The 24614-nt window shown below is 54.9% G+C and carries 19 protein-coding genes, 1 tRNA gene and 1 pseudogene; 4 read left to right on the top strand and 17 right to left on the bottom strand.

The annotated features are described in order from the left end of the window. Positions 1–135: 135 nt before the first annotated feature. The gene (gene glsA / locus J2S20_RS00610; protein ID WP_307251933.1) at positions 136–1056 is read right to left on the bottom strand and encodes a glutaminase A; all 921 of its coding nucleotides are present in this window, start codon (positions 1054–1056) and stop codon (positions 136–138) included. Between the two features lie 278 nt (positions 1057–1334). Between glsA and J2S20_RS00615 the strand changes: the two genes are divergently transcribed. Beyond that, positions 1335–2273, top strand: coding sequence for a LysR family transcriptional regulator (locus J2S20_RS00615; RefSeq protein WP_106612453.1), 939 nt, complete (start codon positions 1335–1337; stop codon positions 2271–2273). Positions 2274–2367: 94 nt separating this feature from the next. On the opposite strand, the gene J2S20_RS00620 is transcribed toward J2S20_RS00615, so the two are convergent. Beyond that, a complete protein-coding gene (locus tag J2S20_RS00620; protein WP_106612467.1) occupies positions 2368–6891 on the bottom strand; it encodes an acyl-CoA dehydratase activase in 4524 nt (1507 codons plus the stop codon). A 76-nt stretch (positions 6892–6967) separates the two neighbouring features. Then, positions 6968–7411 (bottom strand): hypothetical protein, encoded by a 444-nt coding sequence (locus J2S20_RS00625; RefSeq protein WP_106612454.1) that lies wholly within the window; start codon positions 7409–7411, stop codon positions 6968–6970. 227 nt (positions 7412–7638) lie between these two features. On the opposite strand from J2S20_RS00625, the gene J2S20_RS00630 reads away from it, so the two are divergent. Next, positions 7639–8304: a nucleotidyltransferase family protein gene (locus tag J2S20_RS00630; protein WP_307251944.1), complete on the top strand. Its 666-nt coding sequence runs from the start codon at positions 7639–7641 to the stop codon at positions 8302–8304. On the opposite strand, the gene J2S20_RS00635 is transcribed toward J2S20_RS00630, so the two are convergent. The 5 genes from J2S20_RS00635 to J2S20_RS00655 form a co-directional block, all read right to left on the bottom strand. Further along, positions 8297–8692, bottom strand: a complete 396-nt coding sequence (locus tag J2S20_RS00635) for a thioesterase family protein (protein ID WP_106612468.1) — start codon at positions 8690–8692, stop codon at positions 8297–8299. The two genes, J2S20_RS00630 and J2S20_RS00635, sit on opposite strands and share 8 nt — an antisense overlap. A 355-nt stretch (positions 8693–9047) precedes the next feature. Further along, positions 9048–11648 (bottom strand): ATP-dependent chaperone ClpB, encoded by a 2601-nt coding sequence (gene clpB / locus J2S20_RS00640; RefSeq protein ID WP_307251948.1) that lies wholly within the window; start codon positions 11646–11648, stop codon positions 9048–9050. An 84-nt stretch (positions 11649–11732) separates the two neighbouring features. Further along, positions 11733–14342: a ComEC/Rec2 family competence protein gene (locus tag J2S20_RS00645; protein ID WP_307251951.1), complete on the bottom strand. Its 2610-nt coding sequence runs from the start codon at positions 14340–14342 to the stop codon at positions 11733–11735. Positions 14343–14426: 84 nt separating this feature from the next. Then, positions 14427–15347: a GerMN domain-containing protein gene (locus J2S20_RS00650; RefSeq protein ID WP_307251954.1), complete on the bottom strand. Its 921-nt coding sequence runs from the start codon at positions 15345–15347 to the stop codon at positions 14427–14429. Between the two features lie 8 nt (positions 15348–15355). Then, a complete protein-coding gene (locus J2S20_RS00655) occupies positions 15356–16861 on the bottom strand; it encodes a sensor histidine kinase (protein ID WP_211292213.1) in 1506 nt (501 codons plus the stop codon). Between the two features lie 350 nt (positions 16862–17211). Here J2S20_RS00655 and J2S20_RS00660 point away from each other — a divergent pair, with 350 nt between their 5' ends. Then, entirely contained in the window at positions 17212–18318 is a 1107-nt protein-coding gene (locus tag J2S20_RS00660) for an ICP22 family protein (RefSeq protein ID WP_307251958.1), read from the top strand. Between the two features lie 157 nt (positions 18319–18475). Here the strand turns inward: J2S20_RS00660 and J2S20_RS00665 are convergent. The 6 genes and pseudogenes from J2S20_RS00665 to J2S20_RS00690 all read right to left on the bottom strand — a co-directional run. Then, positions 18476–18682, bottom strand: a pseudogene (locus J2S20_RS00665) (serine dehydratase subunit alpha family protein); the annotation flags it as partial. A 70-nt stretch (positions 18683–18752) separates the two neighbouring features. Continuing rightward, on the bottom strand, positions 18753–19319 hold the full coding sequence (locus tag J2S20_RS00670; protein WP_307251961.1) for a DJ-1 family glyoxalase III: 567 nt from the start codon (positions 19317–19319) through the stop codon (positions 18753–18755). 87 nt (positions 19320–19406) lie between these two features. Continuing rightward, entirely contained in the window at positions 19407–21071 is a 1665-nt protein-coding gene (locus tag J2S20_RS00675) for a putative manganese-dependent inorganic diphosphatase (RefSeq protein ID WP_307251963.1), read from the bottom strand. Positions 21072–21100: 29 nt separating this feature from the next. Continuing rightward, positions 21101–21520, bottom strand: a complete 420-nt coding sequence (locus J2S20_RS00680) for a PaaI family thioesterase (RefSeq protein WP_106612709.1) — start codon at positions 21518–21520, stop codon at positions 21101–21103. A gap of 102 nt (positions 21521–21622) precedes the next feature. Further along, positions 21623–22105, bottom strand: a complete 483-nt coding sequence (locus J2S20_RS00685) for a pyridoxamine 5'-phosphate oxidase family protein (RefSeq protein WP_106612710.1) — start codon at positions 22103–22105, stop codon at positions 21623–21625. Positions 22106–22292: 187 nt separating this feature from the next. Continuing rightward, positions 22293–22850, bottom strand: a complete 558-nt coding sequence (locus J2S20_RS00690) for a hypothetical protein (protein WP_106612711.1) — start codon at positions 22848–22850, stop codon at positions 22293–22295. A gap of 224 nt (positions 22851–23074) precedes the next feature. Here J2S20_RS00690 and J2S20_RS00695 point away from each other — a divergent pair, with 224 nt between their 5' ends. Further along, positions 23075–23350, top strand: coding sequence for an AbrB/MazE/SpoVT family DNA-binding domain-containing protein (locus J2S20_RS00695; RefSeq protein WP_211292256.1), 276 nt, complete (start codon positions 23075–23077; stop codon positions 23348–23350). 72 nt (positions 23351–23422) lie between these two features. On the opposite strand, the gene J2S20_RS00700 is transcribed toward J2S20_RS00695, so the two are convergent. The 3 genes from J2S20_RS00700 to rdgB all read right to left on the bottom strand — a co-directional run bounded on the left by J2S20_RS00700 (position 23423) and on the right by rdgB (position 24610). Continuing rightward, positions 23423–23496 (bottom strand) — tRNA-Pro (locus J2S20_RS00700). A gap of 20 nt (positions 23497–23516) precedes the next feature. Beyond that, positions 23517–24008: a metallophosphoesterase gene (locus tag J2S20_RS00705; protein WP_106612712.1), complete on the bottom strand. Its 492-nt coding sequence runs from the start codon at positions 24006–24008 to the stop codon at positions 23517–23519. Then, a complete protein-coding gene (gene rdgB, locus J2S20_RS00710) occupies positions 24005–24610 on the bottom strand; it encodes an RdgB/HAM1 family non-canonical purine NTP pyrophosphatase (protein ID WP_106612713.1) in 606 nt (201 codons plus the stop codon). The genes J2S20_RS00705 and rdgB overlap by 4 nt, the downstream gene beginning before the upstream one ends. Between the last annotated feature and the right edge of the window lie 4 nt (positions 24611–24614).

Genomic DNA, 24614 nt, shown 5'->3' on the forward strand with positions numbered 1-24614 from the left:
CCATCCCTCCATCGAACGAAAAAGCGCTGTCCTCATACTGAATAACAGGTGTACATGATTGTTACCCATTATAGCACAAGGACAGCGCCTTACACAGGCGAAAATAATGAAGATTCGATTAAACTGCTCTGTTGCTCAGGCGAAGATATGAAGCTTCAACCTGTCGGAGAGATACTGAAGCATCTTCTCTCCGCCGACACTGTTGCCCTTCTTATTCAGCATGGGGCCGAAGGTGCCGATGCCGGTGCCATCCGGCCCGACCGCGACAATGCCGCCTCCCACGCCGCTCTTTGAGGGCAGGCCAACCTTTACCGCATACTCTCCCGACTCATCATACATGCCGCAGAGCATCATGAGTGCTATCACAATGCGCACGATATCCGCGTCAAGCAGACGCTCCTCCGTCTTCGGGTCTATCCCCTTATTGGAGAGTATCATCGCAAAATGCGCGAGCTGCTTTGCTGTCGCCATGACCGAGCACATGCGGAAGTAGACATCCAGAACCTCCTCCGGCTCCTTGTCCAGCACATGATCACTCTTCAGCAGATAGGCGATGGAGCGATTTCTGGTCCCTGTGCGTTTCTCCGACTGATACACTGCCTCGTTCAGGAAGATGCTCTGGTCCCCGCAGAGCTTTCTGACCAGATTCAAAAAGGCATCAAAGGGCTGCTCCGCGTCGATGCAGTCCGTCGTGACGATAGCGCCTGCATTGATCATGGGATTAAAGGGCCGCCAGTCCTTCAGCTCCAGCTGCAATATGCTGTCAAAGCGATCTCCTGTCGGCTCCATGCCGACCTTGCTGAAAACCTTGTCGTAGCCCGCGGTCTGAAGCGCGAGAATCAGCGCAAAGGTCTTCGCGATGCTCTGCATGGTGAAGGGAATATTATAATCACCGATTTTATACATCGTGCCGTCTGTCTTCATGATACAGCAGCCAAGATTGGAAGAATCCGCCTTTGCGAGCTCCGGTATATAGTCCGCAACCTTTCCCTCGATCAGCACACTCCGTCCCTTAAGCCAGGCCTCATCCAACGCCTTCTGAATCTCCTGCCCCATATCCCCTCCTTCTGTGCTCTGCGCACAGGCTTTATACATATTTACCATTAAATTATAACACAGAGGAATACAATCCAGTAATTTGTTCTATATATATGAGCTATTCACCACACTGATAGAGTGCCTGTAGAAACACAGCCTCTGAGGATTACAGTGCCCGAAGGACTTTCCCTGCATGCGCCTTCCTTCATGTGTGGGAACGTGCTCTATCGCGCTGCTTTAACCTACTACTGCAGCGGTTTTTGTAGTATGATATAGCTATCAGCGGAGGGTTTCCTATGGATGCAAATAATATCAAATATATCGTTGCAATCGCAAAATGGGGCTCCATTAATCACGCGGCAAAGGCGATGTTCATCTCTCAGCCGCAGCTCAGTCATATTTTGAAAACCACGGAGGAGGAGTGCGGCTTCACGCTCTTTCAGCGCACGAGCCGCGGCACACGTCTCACCCCGGAGGGCGCAGATTATCTGGAGCACTGCGAGATCATACTGCGGGAGATGGCGAAGCTGAACCACTTTGTCACGCAGACCGTCTCTGTCCAGTCCCGCCTCAATGTCAGTATGACCCGCTTCTCTCATACCTCGGAGTGCTTCAATGAGATATGCCGCCGCCATCAGGAGGCAGAGCACATCAACTACCACCTGCGCGAGGACGCGCTGACCAATGTCGTGGATGATGTCGCCGACGGCCGCTCCACCATCGGTGTGATCCACTACTCCACCACCGACAGCGAGCTGACGCTCCGAAACCTCGCGGACAAGAACCTGACGCTGCGGCCGCTCGCGACCTTCCGTCCCTATGTCTGTCTCTCCAAAAATCACCCCGTGCTCGCCGGACAGAACCGCTTCGCGCTGGATGTTGGCGAGCTCAGAAACTACGGCTTTGTGCGCTATGAGGGGCAGTACGAGGACTTCATCTACCACATTGCGACAGGCAGCGGACTGATAGATCTGAACGACTCCCAGAAAATCATCTATGTATGCGACCGGCAGGAGCAGATGCGCCTCATCTCCTCAACAACCTTTTTCACCATAGGTATCTCCGAGTTCTCGGGGCAGAGCAATCTGTACCATGTAGTCTCGATTCCTCTCCTGCACTGCACGGAGCACCTGAGCTTCGGCATTATCACAAGAAAGAACGCCTCCCTCTCCTCCATCGAGCAGGAATTCTACGATGAGGTTGTAAAAAAATACGAATCATTGAAGGAGGGCTGATCCACAAACACAGACTGCGCCGTCAGGCGCATCCTGGTAACAGTGCCCCGGGCGAGGATAACGCCCGGGGCACTGCTGTATGCCATCTCAAATTTTACATCAGCTTCAGCTCTCCTGTATCTCTGTATGCCATAAAGGCGGCGGAGGCTCCGAGCGGCCGGCTGGGCTCCCGCATGCTGCCGCCGGCGTGCGCTCCCTCTGTCGGGCGCACTGTGCTGCCCCGTCTCTCTGCCGCGCGCTGCTCCGCTGCCTGCGCCGCTGCGGCATTCATAATGAGCAGCTGTAAACGATTCTCGATATTTGCCATGCTGATATCCGGGTCGTAATCCAGCGCAAGTATCTGCGCCTCGGGATACATCTCCTTAAGCTTCTTCATGATGCCCCGTCCGACGATGTGGTTCGGCAGGCAGCCAAAGGGCTGAAGAATGAGGAAATTCCTGCATCCTTGCTCTGCGTGATGGAGAATCTCCCCGGGAATCAGCACACCCTCTCCCGCATCAAAGCTGTGGTGAATCACCGGATCGCTGCGCCGCACCAGCTCGTGAAGCCGCGTGGCCCTCTCGTAGAGCGGATGTGCGGAGGCGATGCGGTCGGTCAGCTCATGTGCCCGCTCAAAGACACTGTTCGCAACATGCAGCAGCCCCTTCTCAAGCATACCCTTTCTGAGTCGGTACTCCTTATTCTGCGCGTCCCTGTAAAAGTAGGTCTTCTGAATCACATCTGTCATCTTTGCCTCTATGATCTCGAAGCCGTTTCTCTCGAGATAACGCTCGATCTCCCGGTTCGCGCCGGGATGGAAGTTCAGGAGATACTCCCCGACAATGAGCACTTTCGGCCGCTCTTTGGAGCGGTCGTACTCCAGCATATTCATGATCTCAATGGCCCGGCGGAAGCCGCGCTCCGCTCCCCGTATGCTCTCCTCCTCAATACCGCGGATGATGAAGTTCAGGCCGCGCTGATAGGCGCGGTCCGCACTGCCCGCATAGCGCTCATAGGGACGTATTTTGTGCAGAAGCTCCGCCAGTGCGTCAATCATAGGAAGTGCGAAGGCAATGATCGCAGAGGTCTTTAAATTCATCCTGAAGCCCGGATGGATGTGATGCATATCCTCCGTGTCGTTTGTGAGTATCGCGACCTCCGAAAAGCCCGCGTCATCCAGCGCCTTGCGAAGCAGCGCGCTGTAGTGCGTCAGACGGCAGTCTCCGAGATATTTCCCCATGGCGATCGCGGTGCGCTTCGGATTGTAGCGTCCGCTGCGCAGTGCTGAAAGCGCCTCACCGATCACGATCTGCGCCGGAAAACAGATGTCGTTATGAACATAACGTTTTCCGAGGCGTATAGCCTCCTCTCCGCCAAGCTCCATCGGGACGGCGCAGAGGCCCTGCGTGCTCATGGCCGCCGCCATAACACGGCTGAAAGCGTGGCTCGTATTCGGCACCAGCACCACGCGCGCCTCTGCATCCTTCTCTGTAAACTTCAGCGCGTAGGGATCCGACAGTGCGCGGACAGGACGCTTCGCCGCACCGCGCTCCCGCTTCATCCGCACAGTCTCCACGAAGGAGCGCACGCGTATGCGAAGCGGCCCCTGTGCATCGCTCTCGTCAAGCTTTAAGATAAGCGGCGTCTTTCCGGATATCTCCCGCATCACCCGCACAATCTCATCGGAGAGGTAGGCGTCGTGACCGCAGCCGAAGCTCACGGTCTGCACATACTCCAGCTCCTCGCTGCGCGCCGCCAGCATCGCAGAGGAGAGCATACGCGCGTGGTAATTATTCACGATGTCGATGCGGCTCCTGCAAAGCTCTGTCTCTGCTTCTGCCCCGAGCGAATCCGCTGTGAGTACCGGGATACCCATGCCGGTAAAGAGCTCCGGCAGCGCATGGTTCACGAGCGGATCTCCCTGATAGGGACGCGCCGCCAGCACAACAGCATAGCCCCCCTGCTCCCTGACGAGAGCGCGCACCCGCGCACCCTCGGCTCTCAGTATGCCACGAAACTCTCTCTGTGCGCGATCTCCGGCCCGGATCGCGCGGCGAAGCTCTACAGCCCCCACGCCGTACTGCTCCCGCATATAGTGGCGCAGCTGGCGCTCTCTGTCCGCATCCGTATACCAGTGAAAGAGCGGCGCATCCAGCGGAATGCCGAACTGCTCCTCCGGATTGTCGGAGTTTCGTATCACAATGGGATAGCCCTTCACCACCGCGCACATGGATACGCTCTGCTTCTCCGTATTCTCACTGGGCCGCACTGTCACGGAGGGCATGAAGATGCGGTCTGCACCGAGCTTCGAAAGCGCGCGGATATGCCCGTGCACAAGCTTTGCAGGAAAGCACACCGTATCGGAGGGAACCGCCTTAAGCCCCTCCTCATACATCTCCCGCGTGCTCATCGGAGACATCACGACGCGAAAGCCGAGGCTCCTGAAGAAGCTGGACCAGAAGGGCATGGTGTCCCAGAAGGCAAGTACGCGCGGCAGTCCTATGGTGATATTCCGCTTCTGCCGCGGCACGGGCCCCCGGTACTCCCGGAAGAGAAGCTGATTTCTCGTCTGAAAGAGATTTGGAACTGCTCTTTGCCTGCTCTCCCGCTCCTTAAGCTCTTTGCGCACTGCCTCCTCGCGCGGGTCTCCAAGCAGCTCTCCCCACTCGCAGCGGTTATTGGTGACCCAGCTGCGCCCGTCTGAGAAGCGCAGCACCGTGCGGCGGCAGTGGTTTTCGCAGAAGGGACAGGGGATATCCGCCTCTCGCGTGTAGGAAAAACGCTCCACTCCATCAAGACCGATGAAGCTTCTCTGTCTCCCGGCGCCCGCCGCCTCACACTGCTCCTTCGTGAGAAGCGCCGCGCCGATTGCCCCCATAAGACCAGGATAGGGCGCGCGCACCACCTCTCTGCCGACATACTGCTCCATCGCGCGGAGCACCGCGTCGTTTTCAAAGGTTCCGCCCTGCACCACGATGCGCTCGCCGAGTGAGCTAAGATTGGAGATGCGTATCACCTTGGTAAATACATTTTCTATGATAGAGCGGCAGAGCCCTGCCATAATATCTCCGGGGAGCTTTCCGTTTCTCTGCTCCGTAATGATGCTGGAATTCATGAACACTGTGCAGCGGCTTCCGAGCTGCGCCGGCTTTGCGGAGGAAAATGCCGCATCCGCGATCTGCTCCACCGGAATATGAAGGGAAGCGGCAAAATTCTCCAGAAAGGAGCCGCAGCCCGAGGAGCAGGCCTCATTTACCACGATATTGGTAATGACGCCGTGATCCAGCCATATGGCCTTCATATCCTGCCCGCCAATATCCAGAATGAAGCTCGCGTCCTTCACATATTTTTCCGCCGCCCGCGCATGTGCCACAGTCTCGACACAGTGACATTCAAGGTCAAAGGCGCGCTGCAGCAGAAACTCTCCATAGCCCGTGCTTCCCGCAGCAAGGATCTGAAGCTCCACTCCCCTCTCCTCATAGCGCCGCTTCAACGCAGAGAGCGCCTTCTGCATGAGCTCCAGCGGAGCGCCGCCATTCGGAGCATAGAAGCTGTCCAGCAGCTCCTCGTCCTCCGCTAATAGCACAAACTTCGTCGTAGTGGAACCGGAGTCAATGCCAAGATAGGCACGAACCGTGCTTCCCGGCGGCAATTCTCTCTGCGGCGTCGCTGCCTTCTGATGGCGCTCTGAGAAGGCGCGCTGCTCCTCCTCACTCTCAAAAAAAGGCCGCGCCACACTGTCCATCTGCTCCCGCAGTGTGCCCTGCTGCTCCTTAAGCTCCGCAGCGAGCGCAGCGGGATCGCGCAGTGCCGCCTCCCGGTGCAGCTCCCTGAGGGAGAGCGCAGCGCCGCAGGCCACAAGCAGCTCCGGGTGCTCCGGTATGAGAATCTCTTCTCTCTCAAGCGACAGACGCTCCGCAAATACCTGCACCAGCACCGGGTTGAAGGTCAGCGGGCCGCCCTCAAATACAACTGGTTTTCGTATCTCAAGCCCCTGCGCCAGCCCCCCTATGGTCTGCTTTGCAATCGCATGAAACGCAGAGAGGGCAATATCCTCTCTGGAGACCCCCTGATTCAGGAGGGGCTGTATATCTGTCTTTGCAAATACGCCGCAGCGCCCAGAGATTGCATAGACCTTCCGTCCGCGCTCCGCGAGCGCATTCAATTCCTCCACCGGCAGCTTCAGGATGGATGCAACCTCGTCAATAAATGCACCCGTTCCACCCGCACAACTTCCATTCATGCGCATGTCGGAGCTCTGCAGCTCCCCGCTCGCCTCATCCCTGCGGAAGAAGAGCATCTTTGCATCCTGCCCGCCCAGCTCGATTGCCGTTCCAATCTCACAGTACAGACGCCGCAGGGCGACGGCATTTGCCACAAGCTCCTGCGTGAAGGGCAAACCCAGAAGATCTGCGATGGGCTTTGCTCCGGAGCCTGCCAGCGCGACGCGTACCGCAGCGCCCGGAAAGGCAGCGGCGCAGCGCTCCAAGGCACTCTGAACGCTCTGAAGCTGCGCTGCGCCGTGTCTTCTGTACTCAAACCAGACCAGCTCTTCCGAGACCGGATCCATGGCTGCAATCTTTGTCGTCGTCGAACCGACATCAATTCCAACAAGATATTCAGTTTTATAATCTGGCATAATATCCTCTGTTTGAATGGACAGAGCCTGAGCCATGACTCACGGCTCCACGTGTCTTCAGTTCCCCTTGCGGAAACTACAGAGGAGGATAGCGGCCGCTCATGCGCCGCAAGAAGATAATCTTCTGCCTGTGTCCCTCATGGAAACAGCAGAAAAAGACAGTCGTGAGGCTGCCACAGAACAGAAGTATGAAAAGTACAGCGAGCCCCTCTGAAAGGGGATATTGGGTATGTTCTGAAACATGCGGTTCCACGTCCTGGCGCTCAAAACCAAGCAGCGACTCAAGAGGCGCGCTCGTCTTTACCGCGGCGGTCTTCTTCTCCAGTGGGAGCGAGGAGTGAAACAGGGAGGCAGGTTCCCCCTCTGCCTGCCAGAAGAGGGACTGCGCCACGGACTCCAGACGCCCAAGCTGCTCCGTGCCTCCTGCCGTCGCGACGCAGCAGAACATGAGAAAGGACACAAACAGCATCAGGGCGCGATTCTTAAGACTCTTCAATACTGAAATCAGAATTCCTGGCATCCTTTCCTCCCCTCTGCTATAAAATGTAAAGAATTATATCTCCTATCCTAACACCCCGGGGGCATGAAAAGCAATGCCTTCTCTATGCTTCTGTGCAGTATTGTATTTCATCCTCCATACAGTCTACCTGTGCCGTACTTTTTATGCTAAGCTTTCTCTGACAGCGCAGGTATAAATGGTTTCTTCCGACTCCTGCGCGCAGAAAAGTCTCAAAACGGAGGTGGGAAATGCCCGGTACCGAAAAGAAGGCCCTCATCATCATGGCATCCGGTAACAGCCGGCGCTTCGGCGGAAATAAGCTGCTCGCGGACTTCGACGGAAAGCCGCTGTTCCGACACATTCTGGACAGCAGCGCGGCGCTCCCCGGCCTGCGCCGTCTCGTCCTCACACGACACGCGGAAATCTATGCACACTGCCTGGCGACAGGCACAGAGGCCGTGCTCCACACGCTTCCCCTTCGAAATGAGGCGATACGCCTCGGAATTGAAATATTGACGGAAGGTATGCCGGATGTCCGGGAAACTATCCTGCAATACAGCCTGTATCGGGAAGCGACACCGCTCTCCGGCTGCATCTTCTGTCTCGCGGACCAGCCCCTCCTCACACAGGAAAGTCTGCTGCGGCTCTCCCGGGCGGCAGATGCAGAGCCCGGGCGCATCCTCTGTCTCTCCTTTCAGGGACAGCGCGGTGCTCCGGTTTACTTCCCCGCGGCGCTCTTTCCCGAGCTCACAGCGCTGCCCGATCGCTGCGGCGGACGCCATCTCATACAAAAATACCCCGAGCTGGTCTCAGAGGCAGCGGCGGGCTCCGCACTGGAGCTTGCGGATGTCGACACCCCTGAGGCGCTCAGGGCACTGGAGACTGCACTTCAACGCAGTCGGGAGCTTACTTAGTCAGCTTCATAGTCGCCTTCTCCTCGAAGCGGGCTCTGTCCACTACGGCCCGCTGATGCGTGCCCTCGCCGATCAGACCTCCCTCATCGTAAGCTGCGACCTGAAAACTCAGGATTTTCCCGTTTGCACTGATCTCCGTGAGCTCTGTCTCAAAGCGCAGCTTCATCCCCACAGGTGATGCCGCCACATGGCTCACATTGACCAGTGTTCCGACCGTGGTCTTTCCCTCCGGAAGCTCCGCCGCCACAGAGGCCGCCGCCGTGTGCTCAATCCAGGCGACCATCATCGGCGTCGCAAAGACATGCACTGAGCCGCTTCCGACATTTACCGCGAGCTGTTCCTCCGTGACCTCCATCTCATAATTTCCCCTGATTCCGGTTTTCAGCATATATGCCTCTCTTTCTTTCGGGCCCGCAGCCTTTATTATTGTTACATCCGTATATATTACTGCTTTTCTGTGTCCGAAGCCTGTGGCTCCGACACTTTGCCGGAGTCCGGCTCTCTGAAAGCAGCCTCTCTCTGCGGGAATCTCTGTCAAATACAAGGCAATTTTACCCGAAAGCTTTCTGTCCCGCAAGTCCGCGTTCTTCGTCATGGGGTGCTTTTCTCCGGCTTTCATGGGACTGTGCGCTCTCCCCGGTATGAGAGCCTCCCATGCACGAACTGTATGCTTCCCCCGTTCCGCCTTCTCTTAGCGCAAACACATTCTCCGGCGGAGCGAGTCTTCTTCTTCGCAGCCTCTCTCAGCGGACTGCGGCCTTCAGGGCGGTTCCGTCTCCATTCACATCTATTTCGATCACAGAGCCTTTGTGCAGTCCACTGCCGGAATCAAGTATGAGTCTTGCGACCGGCGTCTCCACCTGCTTCTGCAGAAAACGCTTTAAGGGTCTCGCGCCAAAGGCCGGGTCGTAGCCCCGCTCCGCGACAAAGCGCTTTGCTTCCTCCGTGAGCGCAATGCAAAGCTCCTGCTCTGCAAGTCTCCGGTTCGTGTCAGCAATGAGCAGCTCTACGATGCCGCCGATATTGTCCCGCGTCAGCGGCCGGAACATGATAATCTCATCCAGGCGATTCAGGAATTCGGGACGGAATCGCGCCTTCAGCTCAGCGTCCACCAGAACAGCAGCGTCTTGGCCGACATGTCCCGCTTCATCTATGCCCTCCAGGAGATGCTGGGAGCCGATATTGCTGGTCAGGATGATGATGGTATTCTTGAAATCCACAGTCTTTCCGAGGGAATCCGTGATGCGTCCATCATCCAGTACCTGCAGGAGAATATTGAACACATCCGGGTGCGCCTTCTCTATCTCATCAAAGAGCACCACACTGTAGGGCTTTCTCCGCACAGCCTCCGTGAGCTGACCGCCCTCGTCGTAGCCGACATAGCCCGGAGGCGCTCCGATGAGTCTGGATACGGAGAATTTCTCCATATACTCCGACATATCGATCCGGACCATGCTGCTCTCATCGTCAAACAGCGCCTCTGCGAGACTCTTCGCCAGCTCCGTCTTACCGACGCCGGTAGGCCCCAGAAAGAGGAAGGAGCCGATGGGCTTAGACGGATCCTTGATGCCTGCCTTGCTGCGCTGAATGGCCTCCGCAACCTTCTGCACCGCCTCATCCTGTCCCACAACTCTGCGGTGCAGGATCTCATCGAGATGCAGGGTCTTCGCCTTCTCCGATTCATTCAGCTTTGCCACCGGAATATTGGTCCAGCGGGAAATAATCTTCGCGATCTCATTCTCCGTCACCGCCTCGTGAACCAGAGAGAGCTCACTGTCTCCGACACGCTGCTCCTCCTCCGCGAGCCTCTTCTGAAGCTCCGGAAGCCTGCCGTACTGAAGCTCCGCAGCGCGGCTCAGATCATACTTCTGCTGTGCATCCTGAATCTCGCGGTTTACGTCCTCGATCTCCTGCCGTATCCTGGCTAGGCTGTCCACGCTCGCCTTCTCATTCTCCCAGCGGGACTTTGCCTCCGCAAACTGTGCCTTCTTCTCTGCGAGCTCCTTCTCAAGCTGCGCGAGACGCTCCTTCGAGAGCGAATCTGTTTCCTTTCGCAGCGCGGTCGCCTCGATTTCCAGCTGCATGCGCCGCCGGTTCATCTCATCCAGCTCCGCGGGCATGGAGTCGAGCTCCGTCTTGATCATTGCGCAGGCCTCATCCACCAGATCGATCGCCTTGTCCGGCAGAAAGCGATCCGTGATGTAGCGGTCCGAGAGCACCGCCGCGGATACCAGCGCGCCGTCCTGTATCTTCACATGGTGATAGTTTTCATAGCGCTCCTTCAGCCCTCTCAGTATAGAGATAGTATCCTCCACCGTCGGCTGTTCTACCATGACCGGCTGGAAGCGTCGTTCCAGTGCCGCATCCTTCTCAATATATTTTCTGTACTCGTCAAGGGTTGTCGCGCCGATGCAGTGCAGCTCCCCGCGCGCCAGCATAGGCTTCAGCATATTTCCTGCATCCATGCTTCCCTCAGAGGCCCCTGCACCGACAATGGTGTGCAGCTCATCGATAAAGAGGATAATCTCCCCCTCGCTCTTCTTCACTTCCTCGAGCACAGCCTTCAGGCGCTCCTCAAACTCTCCGCGGTACTTTGCCCCGGCGACGAGCGCGCCCATGTCCAGGGCAAAAAGCTTCTTGTCTTTCAGCCCGGCCGGAACATCCCCCCGGACGATACGCTGTGCGAGCCCCTCCACAACCGCCGTCTTGCCGACGCCCGGCTCACCGATGAGCACCGGATTGTTCTTCGTCTTGCGGCTCAGTATCCGCACGACATTCCGTATTTCCTCATCACGACCGATCACCGGGTCGAGCTTCTGATCCCGCGCACGCTCCACAAGGTCGTAGCCATATTTGTTCAGCGTGTCATAGGTTGCCTCCGGATTGTCCGTGCTGACACGCTGATTTCCTCTCACCGTAGAGAGCGCCTGTAAAAAGCGCTCGCGGGTGATGCCTCTCGCCCGGAAGCACTCCTTCATCGCCCGGTTCGGATAGCGCAGCATGCAGAGGAAGAGATGCTCCACGGAGACATAGTCATCCCCCATGGCCCTGGCCTCATCCTCCGCCCCGGTCAGAACGCGATTCAGCTCGCTGCTCAGGTATTCCTGTCCCCCTGCGCCGCTGACCTTCGGCAGTCTCTCGATGAAACTCTGAAGCTCATTCTCAAGACTCTCCTTCTGTATGCCCATCTTGGTGACCAGATTTGCGATCAGAGAGTCCTCCACAGCAAGCAGAGCCGCTGCGAGATGCTCCTCATCTATCTGCTGGTTGCCGTTTTCCACAGCAAGCTTCTGTGCAAGCTGTATCGCCTCCTGCGACTTCTGCGTAAATTTACTGATATTCATTCTGCTTCACCTCTCTCCTTTTGTTCTATTAGTTATAGAACATAATTTCAACTGAGCTCAGTCTACCACCGCTTATTAGCACTGTCAATAGGGGAGTGCTAATTTTCTTTTTTTTTTGCTTCCGAGCTCAATGCAGACAGCTCCCTCCTCCGCGGTGCAGCGTATCTCTGTCCCGGCTGCTTCAAGACGCTGAAGCGTCTCCTCATGCGGGTGTCCGTAGCGGTTGTTTCTGCCGCAGCACAGCACGGTAGTCTCCGGCTGAAGCTGTGTGAGCCAGGCCTCACAGCTGGCTCCCCTAGAGCCGTGGTGCCCGGCCTTCAGGAGGCGGATACCCCGAAGTGCAGAGCAGAGCTCCGGCTGCTGCGTGAGCGCCGCCAGTATCTGTTCCTCACTCGGCGTTCCCGCATCTCCCGTGAAGAGACAGTGCTCCGCGCCGTATTGAAAGAGCAGCACCAGCGACTGCTCATTCACATCCTCAGCGACCTCTCCATGACGCGGCCAGAGACAGTAAAAGCTGCCGAGGCTCTCCCCCGCTCCCATGAACAAAAGCTCCGCGCCATTCTCCTTTATGAGCTCCTTCAGTCTCCCGTAGTGCAGCTCGTCCCGCGAGGCCGCGGCATTCAGTACCACCCGATGAAAGCGAAACTCCGGCGCCTCCTTCATAAGCCAGGCGACACCATTTGTGTGATCCACATCCGAATGTGTGATAAAGGCCGCATCCACCTCCCGCAGCGCTCTACTTAAGAGAAATGGTCGCAGGATGTATGCGCCATTTTTCAGATTGGAGCTGCTGCCGCCATCAATCAGGATACAGCGGGCACCCTGCTCGATCACGATGGCATCTCCCTGCCCGATATCAAGAAACCACAGGCGCGGGCAGCGGCTCCGCAGTGGCCGCAGAGAGCATAGTGCGAGGCATAACAAAAGAGAAGGCAGCAGACGGGATCCCCATATGAAGAGACGCAGACGGCGCACTGCAAAAGCAGGGGCTCTTCCCGAAGCGACGGAGCGCACCGCACCGCCCTTACAGATACAGCTCAGCAATCCGCCTGCCCTCTCGGCTCCCTGACAGAAGCCATACAGTGAAAGCAGCAATAGCAGATAATACAGCGCTATCTGCCAGAGCTTCGGCCTGCCAATCAGAACACTGTGATACGGAAGCTGCTCTGAGACAGCGCACAGCAGGGTATAAAATTGAAGGATGCGATGTATGATGCCCGCAGCCAGTTGTGCCAGAAAGCGCAGCGGCGGCAAAATCCCCGCTGCCTTGGCCATGGCAGACGCTGTGAGATAGTATTCCAGCGACAGGAGCACGAGAAGAGAGATGCCTGTCCACAGCAGGTAAGCCATGAGCGGAATCACCAGCAGATTCAGAAGCACACTGTAGAGCGGCACGGAGAAGAACCAATACGCAATCACAGGAAGCGTACCGAGTGTCACGGAAATGCCCATCACAAGCGCCTGTGCCACAGTCTCAAACAGTCTCAAACCCGCACCGCACAGGATTCTGTCCTCTGATTTTTGTCCGCTGTTCCCCTTCCGTTCCCGCTTCTTCCTCCATCTCTCCCGGCGCCAAAGCAGCTCCCGCCAGAGTGACGCACCCGGCCCAGCAATAAAGAGCACGGCAAGAAAGGAGAGCTGAAAGCCGCACTGAAACAGCTCCAGAGGAGAGGCCAGCAGCATCGCTATTCCCGCGATACCGACCGCAGACCGCAGATCATAACCCCGGCCCAGTACATCTGCCACAAAGGAAAGCAGAAGCATGATCACCGCGCGCACAACGCCTGTCCCTGCCCCAGTGAGCAGGCAGTAACAGAGCAGAAAGAGCCCTGCCGACAGGCCGCTGCCGGAATAGCTCATCCCCCATCTCCGCAGCAAACGGTAGAGACCAAGCCCCAGGAGTGCCGTGTGCAGACCGCTGATCGCAAGCAGATGTGCAATCCCGTTTCTCCTGTAGCGCTCGTACAGCTCCTCCGGAAGCGCAGTCTTATCTCCAAAGAGCGCCGCATTCAGAAAACCGGCATCCTCCGCAGCGCAAAGGGAAGAAAAACGCTCCGTGCAGAAGCCCCGCAGGCGGAAGAGCGCTGCAGAGAGAGGCGCAGGCCTCCGCCTCTCTACTGTGATGCGCTCTGCTGACAGACGGTGCGTCACCCCCTGCGCTCTGTAATAAGAAGCAAAGTCAAACTCTCCGGGGTTCGTGGCCTGCGCGATGCGACTCAGTCTTCCAGAGACAGAGAGCAGATATCCGCACTGGATCCCTTCTTCCTTCACCAGCTCCTCCGGGCAGGAAATAAGCAGAAGTCCGCTGCGGACATGCACCCTGCCATCCCGCCCCGGAAGAAGCTGCTCCGCCCTGCACGTAAGCGTGAGCTCCGCTGTGCTTCCGCCGGTTAAAAGATCAAGGCTCCGCTCCTCGGGGGAAATACGCTGTGCCTGATACAGCCGCAATGCGCCAAGCAAAAAGCCAAGCGCCAAGAGAAGCGTAACAGCTCTGCACCGCTTTCTCTGTCCCGTTCCCAGAAGAGGCTGTCGCCTGCTTAAAACACGCGGCCCCCGCTCCCACGACAGAAAAATAAGTACAGCAAAACAGACAGACGCAAGTCCTGCCGCTGCCCATGCACCTTTACTCCCCGCATACATTGTCAGCTCTCCAAGTACCAGACCGGCTGCAAGGATTTCAAAAGGTCTTCGCATATTGATTTGTCCTGTGCTGAGATTGTGCTTACAGGGCCAGAATATTCAGAGAGCTACCCGCGCTCTATCTGTACGCAGCCCCGCTCACTGCGGAATATAGTCCAGATTCCGCTCAAAGAGCGTATCGAGAGAGACAATATCCCGGAACAACACCGCCTGAGAGCCCTCAACCGCAATCTGCACACGCTGTACTGTCGTGAGCTCCGAGAGAGAATTGACCAGAGCATAGATGGTGAGATAAGGATTCTCATTTGGCACTGGCGTCAGAAATTCCTTGCTGAAGTTCAGATAGCAGACGTTCTCGTTCACCGAGACGCTGAGCAGGCGCGTGTCGGACGAGAGCACCGCAAGGCTGCCGCTCTGCTGCGGCCCGGCAATGAGCTGCTCAACAACCAGCTGCTCCGGCGGCGTATCCACGCGGTAAGTGACAGTCCGGGTCTCTTCCACCAGAGTTCTCCCCGCAGCGTCAGCAAAATAGAGTGTGAGCTCTGCGCTCTCATAGCGGTTCACATCCGAGATACTGTTCACAAAATCATTCTCCGTGAAGGGGCCAAGCGGTGCCCCGCTCTGGCCACTGAGCGGCTGTCCTCCTGTATAAATGCCGACATGGTCCACACCCGCGACCTGCGTCAGAGTCTCCGTGAGCGCTGCATTACAGAGCGTCTTCCGCTCCGGCTTCATCTCCCCGTAGCGCTCATCAAAATAGAGATAGAGCACCGATCCGTCCAGACTGAAGGACTCATATCTCACATCGTCTCCGATCGCTGGGATCATATCTATATTGCTCGGCACCTGCATGAGATTTTCAAGCAGCTCAGAGATCAGCTCCTCCTTGTTCTCTGCAGAGACGCTGTACAGCACATGCTCCAGCTCTGTCACATTTTTATCCAGATAATACACATAATAGCTTCCACTCCCGGGATCTGCCTCCGCCTCCCGCTGAACACAGCCAGCCAGCAGAAGCACAGCCAGAAGTGCGAGCAGTGCCGATGTGATCCTCTTCATAAGCTGCCTCATCCTTTCTTCTCCGCTGCGCTGCCCGGTGTGCTGTTCTCGATATAGGTCAGAGGAATACGCACAAGGAAGGTGGTTCCCTCTCCCTCCCTGCTGTTCAGACGCACGATCCCCTGGTGCATCAGCACGATATCCTTTGTGATGGCGAGCCCCAGTCCTGTGCCACCGGTCTCACGGGAGCGCGCCTTGTCCACTCGAAAGAAACGCTCAAAGACGGATTCCTGCTGATTTTCCGGAATACCGATGCCTGAGTCCTCCACCTTGATATAACAGAACTGATGGTCTGCGTCGAGGCTTACCTTCACCCAGCCGTCCTTCACGTTATATTTGATTCCGTTCTCCACCAGATTCATAATTGCAAGCGAGAACTTCACTTCGTCTACATCCGCGCTGACTTCACGCACTGTCTCCAACGTGAGCTCTATGTTATTGACTCGCGCCAGCGGGCGGAGCCGCTTCAGAATCTGCTCCAACATTGCATGGATATCTGTCGATTTGCGGCTCAGGACGATCGCAGAACGATCCATCTTCACCAGGCTCAGAAGATCGTCAATAATTTTCGCTTCGCGGTCTATCTCCCTGGAGATATCGTTCATGAACTCCTTGTACAGCTCTATCGGCGCGTCCTCCATGCTCATCAGCGAATCTGCGAGCACGCGTATGGAGGTGATCGGCGTCTTCAGCTCGTGCGAAACATTTGAGACAAACTCGTCGCGCGACTGGTCGACCGATTTCAGCTTGTGCAGTGTCGTATTGATCGCGGTAGAGATCTGTTCTGTCACGACATAGCTGTGCTGTTCAATATTCTGGTTCAGATCTCCGGCCGATACCTTGCGCAGCATCACGCGCAGTTCCGCAAATGGACGCATAATACGGGCTGATAGGTATACGCTCAGACTCAGCAGCAGTATCATCATAATTGCATTGAATATCCAGAGCGTACTGCGGGCACCGGAAAGCTCTGCACGCAGAGATTCCGTTGAAGCAATAAAGAGGAGCACCCCGCGGACGGAACGCCCCGCATTCTCCCCGCTTCCGTCTCCGAAATCTACAGAATCATAGATCGGGGTCGTCTGTATCATGTAATATTTATCTTCATTGTAGCTCGTCCCGTTTTCTCCGCGGAAACCGTGAATCACCTCCGGCGCAATGTGATAACGCCCCTCGCTCAGGTGAAAGCTGTCACGAAGTATGCGATAATCCTGATCAATCAGAAGCAGTCGCCCGCTGTAGGACTGCGCCACTACATCCATCTCCGTATTCAGCGCCGCATCCTGCACTCCTCCCGCGCCGAGATACCCTGCGCGGGAGAGCTTTGTCGCCAGAATCAGGCTGCGGTTCTGTATCTCCGCCTTCCGGCTCTCCAGCAAAGTCTTACGAAACGCATTTGTGATCACCGAACCCTGCACCAGAATCGGCACCGTCCCCACTATGATAAAGAGGATGATGAGCACAACCCTGAGACGTATCGGTGGGAATTCAGGCCCTGGCTTCTTTGTACTCACACATGATCCTCCCTCTTCTTCATTGCTCACACGCTTACTGTAATGATAGCACCTTCTCACGTACAATTCATCGGAAAATGCAGATACACCACCATTTTTCCAACTGCCTCCCGCCTCTTTCTCATCGCCCTGTACCATCCCGCCTCCCGATCCCTCTGTATCCCTTGAGAGCGCTTATTTCTGATGAAATCCTGTCATATATAAATTTTCGGCCGGAACAAGACCCAATTTTTATAAAATCCCCCCACCTTCAGGGGCATTTCCCGCATAAATATCACAGTTCTGCACCACCAGAGATTGAAAAAAAAAAGATCATCCGATATACTGAAACAAAATACATGTGACCTGAAATGGAGACGATCATGAAATATTGTCCGGATTGCGATATGGAGTTCATAGACAGTGTGGAGCACTGCACGGACTGCGGAAAAGCTCTGGTAGATAAGGATGCCTATCTCGCGACGCAGGCAGAGCGGGAGGCAGAGACAGAGCGCGCTGCAGCGGAAAGAAGGGCTGCGCAGGAAGCTCTGCTGAAACAGGCCGAAGAGGAAGCCCTCCGGAATGCCCCCGCTCCCGCCCCAGCTGTATACGTGAAGCGGGCAGATCGCTATGAGGATCTGAAATCTTCTGCCTCTGCCTTTCTTCTGGTCGGTGCGATCATGGCTGTATTGGCAGTGCTGAGCTTTGGCAGCGCGCTGCACCTGCCCTTTACCCTGCCCGGCAATATCATGCTGAAGCTGATGTTTATAGTCCTCGCACTGGGCTCCTTCGGCATCTATCTAAAGACCGCCGCCGCCGCAAAAGCGATTCAGGGTCAGATCGCCGAAGAACAGACCGCGACTGAGCAGCTCACGCAGTGGTTTTTAGACAACTACAGCGCTGCACAGATCGACGAGACGATCCTCCGGGAGCAAGGTGCACTCCGCCCGGAGGTACTCGCACTGAGACGCATGGAGCTCATTCAGGACTGCTTCATCACCCACTACGATCTCGCAGACCAGAGCTATGTTGACGCGCTCGCAGAGGATATCTACGGCAAGCTCTATCCGGAAGAGGATGAAGGCGCTCCCTTATCCGTCACTGCTCCGGATGCGGAAGAATATGCTGACGGCACTATAGTAAATGAGACCCTTGAGGATGCTCCGCCATCTGAGACCTCTCAGCCTGATGCGACTGATGTTGACAGCTGCACAACAGACGAGGCAGGCCCAGACACATCGCTACCCGATCCGGACTCCAGCGGAGCCGAAGAACCCTCCAATGCTGAGGTAGACGCAGATTACTCCCCGAAAAATACCGAAAACAAAAATTCCGACGAAAACGCTGAACAGAAAGCAGCCAATTCAGATTCAGAGACTGACTATCAAGCAGACGGAACAAAGGAAGTTAAAACTGAAGAAACAGATGAACTCATAGAAACAACAGACGCTTCAGAAGTGAAAGATACAGAGAACTGATAGCTATATCCTACAGGAGCCCTCCCACAATTGCAAGTGGGAAGGCTCTTTTTATACTCATTTTATAACTGATTGGCAGGAGTTGATGTGATCCAGCCCTAATATATAGAGAGAAACAGGTAAAATCTAAAAATCAATTTATACCAATATGTCTCTACTATTCCCTTAATTTATTTTCAAATATTTCTACAATAGTCTTTTCGGTGCCTACCATTCCTGGAGATGCAATTAATCCCATATGTTTCATAGTTAATTCCGGTGTTTTCCCATTTATTCTATGTATATCATAAATATACACACCATTCATAGCCAGGTCTGCGGATTTAAAAGCTGCATCAACAGCTGCAATTCCTTTCATTGTGCATAGGCAAACTCAGCTATCTATCTTATGAAGATTTTCTTAAAATGAGCCAAATGAGCTCCAGCGCTCGTCTTTAGATACAGTCCGGATGCTGTACTGCCTCCTTCACCCGCTCTGCGGTCGCATCATCCGTCAAGAGACGCAGCAGCTCCAGGCCAAAATCTAAGGCAACGCCAAGTCCTCGCCCGGTCGTGATATTGCCGCTGGTCTCGACAGCTGCTCCGGTCCAGCGAGCGCCGTCCACCCCGTCAATACCCTCCTGCCAGCCGGGATAGGAGGTAAAGCGCGCATGTGCAAAAAATCCCATCTTTCCCAATATGCTTGGCGCCGCACAGATGGCCGCGAGCCGCTTCCCTGAGAGCTCCTGCTGCTGAAGCGCCCGCGCGACCTTTGGATGCTTCGCAAGATTCGGAACACCCGGAACACCGCCCGGCAGGAATATCATATCGCTGTCAGAGAAATCCGTCTCCTCAATCAGCCGGTCCGTCACAATGGCGATGTGATGCGCACCGGTCACCACTCTCTCTCCGCTCGTGGAAATCAGCTCCACATGAACCCCGCCGCGGCGCAGGATATCCACAACAGTGAGGCACTCTACCTCCTCAAGTCCGGTCGCAAGCAATACACTTACCTTTGCCATATAGTACCTCCTTTCAAGGGCTCCGCCTTCCCCAGTCCCACATAGGGACTGTGCAATATATCTTTCACGAGTTGCAAGCAAATATCATTACGCTTCCGACTGCATGGCCATACGGAGCGGCGGAATGAGCTGCTTCTTCCGGCTGACCACTCCCGGCAGATTGAAGTATCCCCCCGGCTCGGCATCCTTCCGAAAAGCACGGCGCAGATACTCCTCCGCCTCATCGCCGTACCAGAACAGCTCTGTACTGGAGGAGGGTGTATCCGTAGCCATATAAAAGATCATCTCCACACCGGACTTCATGGCTGCCTCCGGGAGATACTCCCTCACCATGCGCTCCGCCTCCCTGCGGTTCTTCTCTGTCATAAAGGTGGACTGACTCACGCCAAAGCGCAGATCTCCAAAGGTAAACAACTTGAAATCTCCATAGAAGATATCCTCCGCAGTGCGCCCCTTCAGATCCTCACCGGCCTCAAACATCTGGTTTGCATAGCTCTCTATATCCACCTCGGCAAGCTTTGCAAGTGCCTCTGCCGCATTCACATCCCGTGAGGTGCAGGTGGGGGAGCGGAAGCACAGTGTATCAGAAAGTATCGCCGACAGCATGAGTCCGGCGATCTTTTTCGGAGGCGTAAGCCCCTTCTCCTGCATCATGGTCCAGATAATTGTATTTGTGCAGCCCACCGGCTCATTTCTGAAATAGGCCGGTGCACCGGTCTCCAGATTTCCAATTCTGTGGTGATCTATGATCTCCAGAATTTCGGCCTGCTCCATACCGTCCTCAGTCTGCGTAAACTCATTATGATCCACCAGAATGACCCGCTTCGGATGCACATTCAGCATGTTTCTGCGGCTCACGACACCCGCATAGCGCCCCTCCTTGTCCAGTATGGGAAAGTAGCGGTGCCGCACACTCGCCATGATCTTCCGCGCGTCCTCCACATAGGTGTTGACTCCAAATTGCAGGATATTCTGAGAGTGCATGATGTGCCGCACCGGAATCGCAGTGCTGATGAGCCTTGCCGCCACATAGGTATCAAAGGGCGTGGTCAGGATGGTGCAATGCTTCTCCTTCGCGCGGTTTAAGATGCTTCGCCCTGCCGGGGCTCCGCAGCAGATAATCACGCAGGAGGCGCCGCACTCAATCGCACAGATCTGTGCCTCATAGCGGTTTGAGACGAGGACGATATCCCCCTCGCCCACATAATCCTCTATGATCTCGGGACTGCTTCCTATGAAAATATGTCCCTCGTAGATTGTCGCGCCGGCATCGCCTGTGATGAGCTCCGCCTCCAGAGTCTCGATGAGATTCTTATAGCTGGTGTCTGCATCAGCCAGAATACCGTTATCCAGAAGGTTCATATTGGCATTGGCAACGTCCGTGATGGAAATAAGACCCTTGAGCTCATTCTCCTCATTGACGATGCAAAGTGTCTCTATATCCTGCTCGCGCATCATACTCCATGCGGAGCGTATGCTCATCTCGCCGTCGATTCCGGGCTGAAGCCGGAAGTCGATGTCCTTCATCTGCGGGCTCACGCTGGTGCAGAGCCGCGGCGGAGCCGCCTTCCAGTAGTTCAGAACAAACTGGGACTCCCTGTTCACGCTTCCGCAGCGCCGGGCCTCATACTCTCCCTCCGGGTCTGTCTGGCGCTTGTACCAGCAATAGGAAAGCGCCGCGCAAATAGAGTCTGTGTCGGGATTCTTATGCCCGAGTATATTGATTTTCTTTCTGGTGTAATGTGTTGACATTGCTGATCTCCATGGTGGTTGATAGTCTCTCAGGAGCGAATGCTCACCCTGCCGTCGACGCAGTAAAAGGTAAAGGTTGCGAGAAAGAGCTCCTTCCCCGCGGCGTCCGTCACCGCCGCCTCTATAATAGCTGTTGCTCTGCCGCGCCGTATCACGCGGCTCTTTCCGTAGATGCGCTTTTCCTTCGTGGTGCTCAGATAATGAAGATCAGCGGTCTGTGTGACCCAGGCGTGACCGTCGCCGCGCGCCGTCATTCCGGCGATCACATCCGCCAGCGCATAAAAGGCGCCGCCGTGCACCATACCGTAGGCATTGGTGACATCGTCCTCTACGTCCAGATAACCCTCGGCGGCATGATCCTCAAGATCTGTCACAACGACGTGATTATGCAGAGCAAAGCGGTTGTTGACGATCAGCTCCCGGTTTGCTTCCAGTTTTTCCTTGCTCATAGCTGCCTCCCCTTCATCTGTAGCCCGGCTGCAACGGCCTTCCCTCAAAATTGTGCGTTCTCCCAGAGCTGTATTATAACATGAGCTGACAGGACTGTCTCTTTACTTCTCATGCACCCGCTTTCCGCTCATATGATCAATGCTCAGCTCCAGCATCTGCACACGTTCTGCTGACTTAAGGATCTCCTCCTCTACAGCTTCCGGCGCGGGATAGTATTTCAGCCCCAGCTCTCTGACTCTTTCTACTGTTTCCCCGGGATCTTCTATCAAACGGATCCTGCCAAAAATGATCACGCTCTTTACATAGGGCGCCCAGTCTCCCTCCACGTATTCGCCCTCATCATATATGCAAAAAGATACTTTATTATTTCTTCTCAGGGCATCTATCTTATGCCCGGCCTTCGCGCCATGAAAATATATTTTCCTGTTCCCTTCATCATAGAGGAAGTTAATCGGAAGGGCATAGGGATACCCATCATCCCCGCTCACGGCAAGAACGCCCCGCCGTCCGCTTATAAGAAGCTCGATACATTCCTCCTCTGACAGCTTCTGCTTCAATCGTCTCATCTCACGAAATTCCGCCATAATCTGCTCCTCAGGTTTTATCTGACCAAGGTATACTCTCTTTTAGTGCTTCTTCTCTATAGACTATTATAAACAGAGGACTGTCTGAACGACAGCCCTCCACATAAAAAATTTGTTATTGTATCAAAGATCCTGCATCCTCAGGGGTTTTCAGGCCCTCATGTTAGCAGTTATCGTGCACTCACTATCAGAACTCAACAGTAAAAGTAAAACCTTCAGAATTCCATCCGAAGCTGCCGCTCCAGGATTCCGGGTAAATGATTCCCATTCGTGCATTTGCAACCTCGAGGCAATCTGCCCGTGTTTTCCCCTCAACCAACGGGGAAAAATATTCTCCCGTATTGCCTTTTACAACCTTATCATACCCATACTCACGGGTCTTTGCTTCCCAGAACACATTCGCTTCATCTTCATTGGTCGCCACTGTGCCATTATAATAGTATGTCTGGAAATGCCCATCCGGCTGAATTTCACCTGTCTCATACTTTCCGCTCACATCCATCGCACCGCTGTCCTGAAAGTGATAAAAATATCCGTCAATATTCTTCCAGCCAATATCCAGATATCCATTGCCATCAAAGTGATACCACTGCTCATCGATTTTCTTACAATCGCTCTTTGGATAGGAAGCGTCGTCATTCTGGTACCACCACTTCCAATTCTCCGAACCGTCAAAAATCCACTGCCCGGCAAAAGTAGGGACAGTGCCTGCAAGGCTGAGCGTCACAGTAAGCCCCAATGCCAAAACTCTACCGACTCATTTATTCTTCTTCATTTTTCCTCTCCCTCTTGAACCGCATAGAATCATTTATGCGTGTATACATAGGACTATCACCACCCAATTATTTTGTCAGGCCGGTCATCTTATACTGTCGACAGAGATTCTTTCTATATGAACTCTGCGTCCTCTGGCGCTATAATGATAGCATGAATTTCCCTACTATCACATTTTCTCAGGGAGGGGCATCTATGGATCTAAATATTTTTACAGATAATGCCAAGGTTATGGCCAAGGGAAAAATTACGATCCCTAAGGATATTCGTTCCGTTCTCGGCGTTTCTAACGGAGATCGAGTAACATTTATTGTAGAGGGTAATTCTGTTCGCATGGTAAATTCTGCTGTGTATGCTATGCAGATACTTCAAAAAGAAATGGCTGGAGAAGCATCCAAAGCAGGCTTCCACTCCGATGAGGATGTCTTGGCACAGGCAAAAAGTGGACACAAAACAGAGATGAGAATTTAGCATATATTTCATAACAGCAAAAAAAGCCCGCAAACTATTGATTTTGCTGGCTTTTTCAGTATTACAACCACATCGGGGTGACAGGATTCGAACCTGCGACATCCTGCTCCCAAAGCAGGCGCCCTACCGGGCTGGGCTACACCCCGAAATGCCTTATCATTTTACTCTATTCTTCGAGAAAATTCAATTGCAATCGTATATTTCCTCTCAGATCGCTCTCCAGCAGGATGTAGCTCGGCTTATGCCCCTCCTGGCGGGGATAGGAAAGACTGCCCGGATTCAGAAGTGTCACGCCGCCCTTCTCCTCGATCACCGGACGATGTGTGTGTCCGAACATGGCAAGATCAAAACCGCGCGCCCGCGCCTCCTGGCGCAAAAGTTCCAGATCAAGGGAGACATTGTAGTAGTGTCCATGCGTCAGGAGACAGTTGTACTTTCCGATGCGAACCGTCTCCTCGGTCTCCAGATCAGAAAAGAAATCGTTATTTCCCTTCAAGACAATCAGACGGGTGCTGTCCGGCAGCCAGCTCTTGAATATCTGCTCGCTTCCCTCTGCATCCCCCAGGTGAATGAGCAGATCGATCGGCCCCTCTTTCTCCAGTACCTTTTTCAGATTTTCATCTCTTCTGTGTGTATCGCTCACAATCAGGACTCTCATAATGCGATGCCCCTCAGCTTCTCTCTCATGCTGCGCAGCGCCTTTCCACGGTGGCTGATCGCATTCTTCTCATTATCCGGGAGCTCGGCAGAGCACTTGCCGTACTCCGGCAGCCATAGTATGGGATCATAGCCAAAACCATGCGCTCCCGCAGGCTTAAGTGCAATCTCTCCCTCCATGGTCCCCTCTGTCACAAAGCTCCTCCCATCCGGAAGGATGCAGGCAATCGCAGCCTGAAAGCGGGCGCTTCGCTCCCGGGATACAGCTCCCTCAAGTCGTCTGATGATCTCTGCGTTCTTCACACTGTAGGGTGTCTCCCGCCCCAGCCAGCGCGCAGAGTAGATTCCCGGCTCCCCGCCCAGATAATCCACTACGAGTCCGGAATCGTCCGCCATCACGATTGCATCCGGGCAGAGCGCATGGACCGCCCGCGCCTTTATCATGGCATTCTCCGCAAAGCTCTGTCCATTCTCCTCCGGCTCTGCATCCACTCCGGCTTCCTTCATAGAGAATATCTCTGCATCCAGCTCTGAAAAGATCTCCCGAATCTCCCGAAGCTTATTCTCATTTCCTGTCGCAAATACAATTTTTGTCTTCGCCATAGCT

The organism is Moryella indoligenes, assembly GCF_030812885.1.
GTDB lineage: Bacteria > Bacillota > Clostridia > Lachnospirales > Lachnospiraceae > Moryella > Moryella indoligenes.

What these genes read in the sequence shown, in the direction of transcription:
- clpB (WP_307251948.1), bottom strand. Translation starts at nt 11,648, where the DNA reads ATGAATATCAGTAAATTTACGCAGAAGTCGCAGGAGGCGATACAGCTT.
- J2S20_RS00660 (WP_307251958.1), top strand. Translation starts at nt 17,212, where the DNA reads ATGGAGACGATCATGAAATATTGTCCGGATTGCGATATGGAGTTCATA.
- J2S20_RS00620 (WP_106612467.1), bottom strand. Translation starts at nt 6,891, where the DNA reads ATGCCAGATTATAAAACTGAATATCTTGTTGGAATTGATGTCGGTTCG.
- J2S20_RS00695 (WP_211292256.1), top strand. Translation starts at nt 23,075, where the DNA reads ATGGATCTAAATATTTTTACAGATAATGCCAAGGTTATGGCCAAGGGA.
- glsA (WP_307251933.1), bottom strand. Translation starts at nt 1,056, where the DNA reads ATGGGGCAGGAGATTCAGAAGGCGTTGGATGAGGCCTGGCTTAAGGGA.
- J2S20_RS00685 (WP_106612710.1), bottom strand. Translation starts at nt 22,105, where the DNA reads ATGGCGGAATTTCGTGAGATGAGACGATTGAAGCAGAAGCTGTCAGAG.
- J2S20_RS00705 (WP_106612712.1), bottom strand. Translation starts at nt 24,008, where the DNA reads ATGAGAGTCCTGATTGTGAGCGATACACACAGAAGAGATGAAAATCTG.
- J2S20_RS00675 (WP_307251963.1), bottom strand. Translation starts at nt 21,071, where the DNA reads ATGTCAACACATTACACCAGAAAGAAAATCAATATACTCGGGCATAAG.
- J2S20_RS00670 (WP_307251961.1), bottom strand. Translation starts at nt 19,319, where the DNA reads ATGGCAAAGGTAAGTGTATTGCTTGCGACCGGACTTGAGGAGGTAGAG.
- J2S20_RS00680 (WP_106612709.1), bottom strand. Translation starts at nt 21,520, where the DNA reads ATGAGCAAGGAAAAACTGGAAGCAAACCGGGAGCTGATCGTCAACAAC.
- J2S20_RS00615 (WP_106612453.1), top strand. Translation starts at nt 1,335, where the DNA reads ATGGATGCAAATAATATCAAATATATCGTTGCAATCGCAAAATGGGGC.
- J2S20_RS00645 (WP_307251951.1), bottom strand. Translation starts at nt 14,342, where the DNA reads ATGCGAAGACCTTTTGAAATCCTTGCAGCCGGTCTGGTACTTGGAGAG.
- J2S20_RS00635 (WP_106612468.1), bottom strand. Translation starts at nt 8,692, where the DNA reads ATGCTGAAAACCGGAATCAGGGGAAATTATGAGATGGAGGTCACGGAG.
- rdgB (WP_106612713.1), bottom strand. Translation starts at nt 24,610, where the DNA reads ATGGCGAAGACAAAAATTGTATTTGCGACAGGAAATGAGAATAAGCTT.
- J2S20_RS00630 (WP_307251944.1), top strand. Translation starts at nt 7,639, where the DNA reads ATGCCCGGTACCGAAAAGAAGGCCCTCATCATCATGGCATCCGGTAAC.
- J2S20_RS00650 (WP_307251954.1), bottom strand. Translation starts at nt 15,347, where the DNA reads ATGAAGAGGATCACATCGGCACTGCTCGCACTTCTGGCTGTGCTTCTG.
- J2S20_RS00625 (WP_106612454.1), bottom strand. Translation starts at nt 7,411, where the DNA reads ATGCCAGGAATTCTGATTTCAGTATTGAAGAGTCTTAAGAATCGCGCC.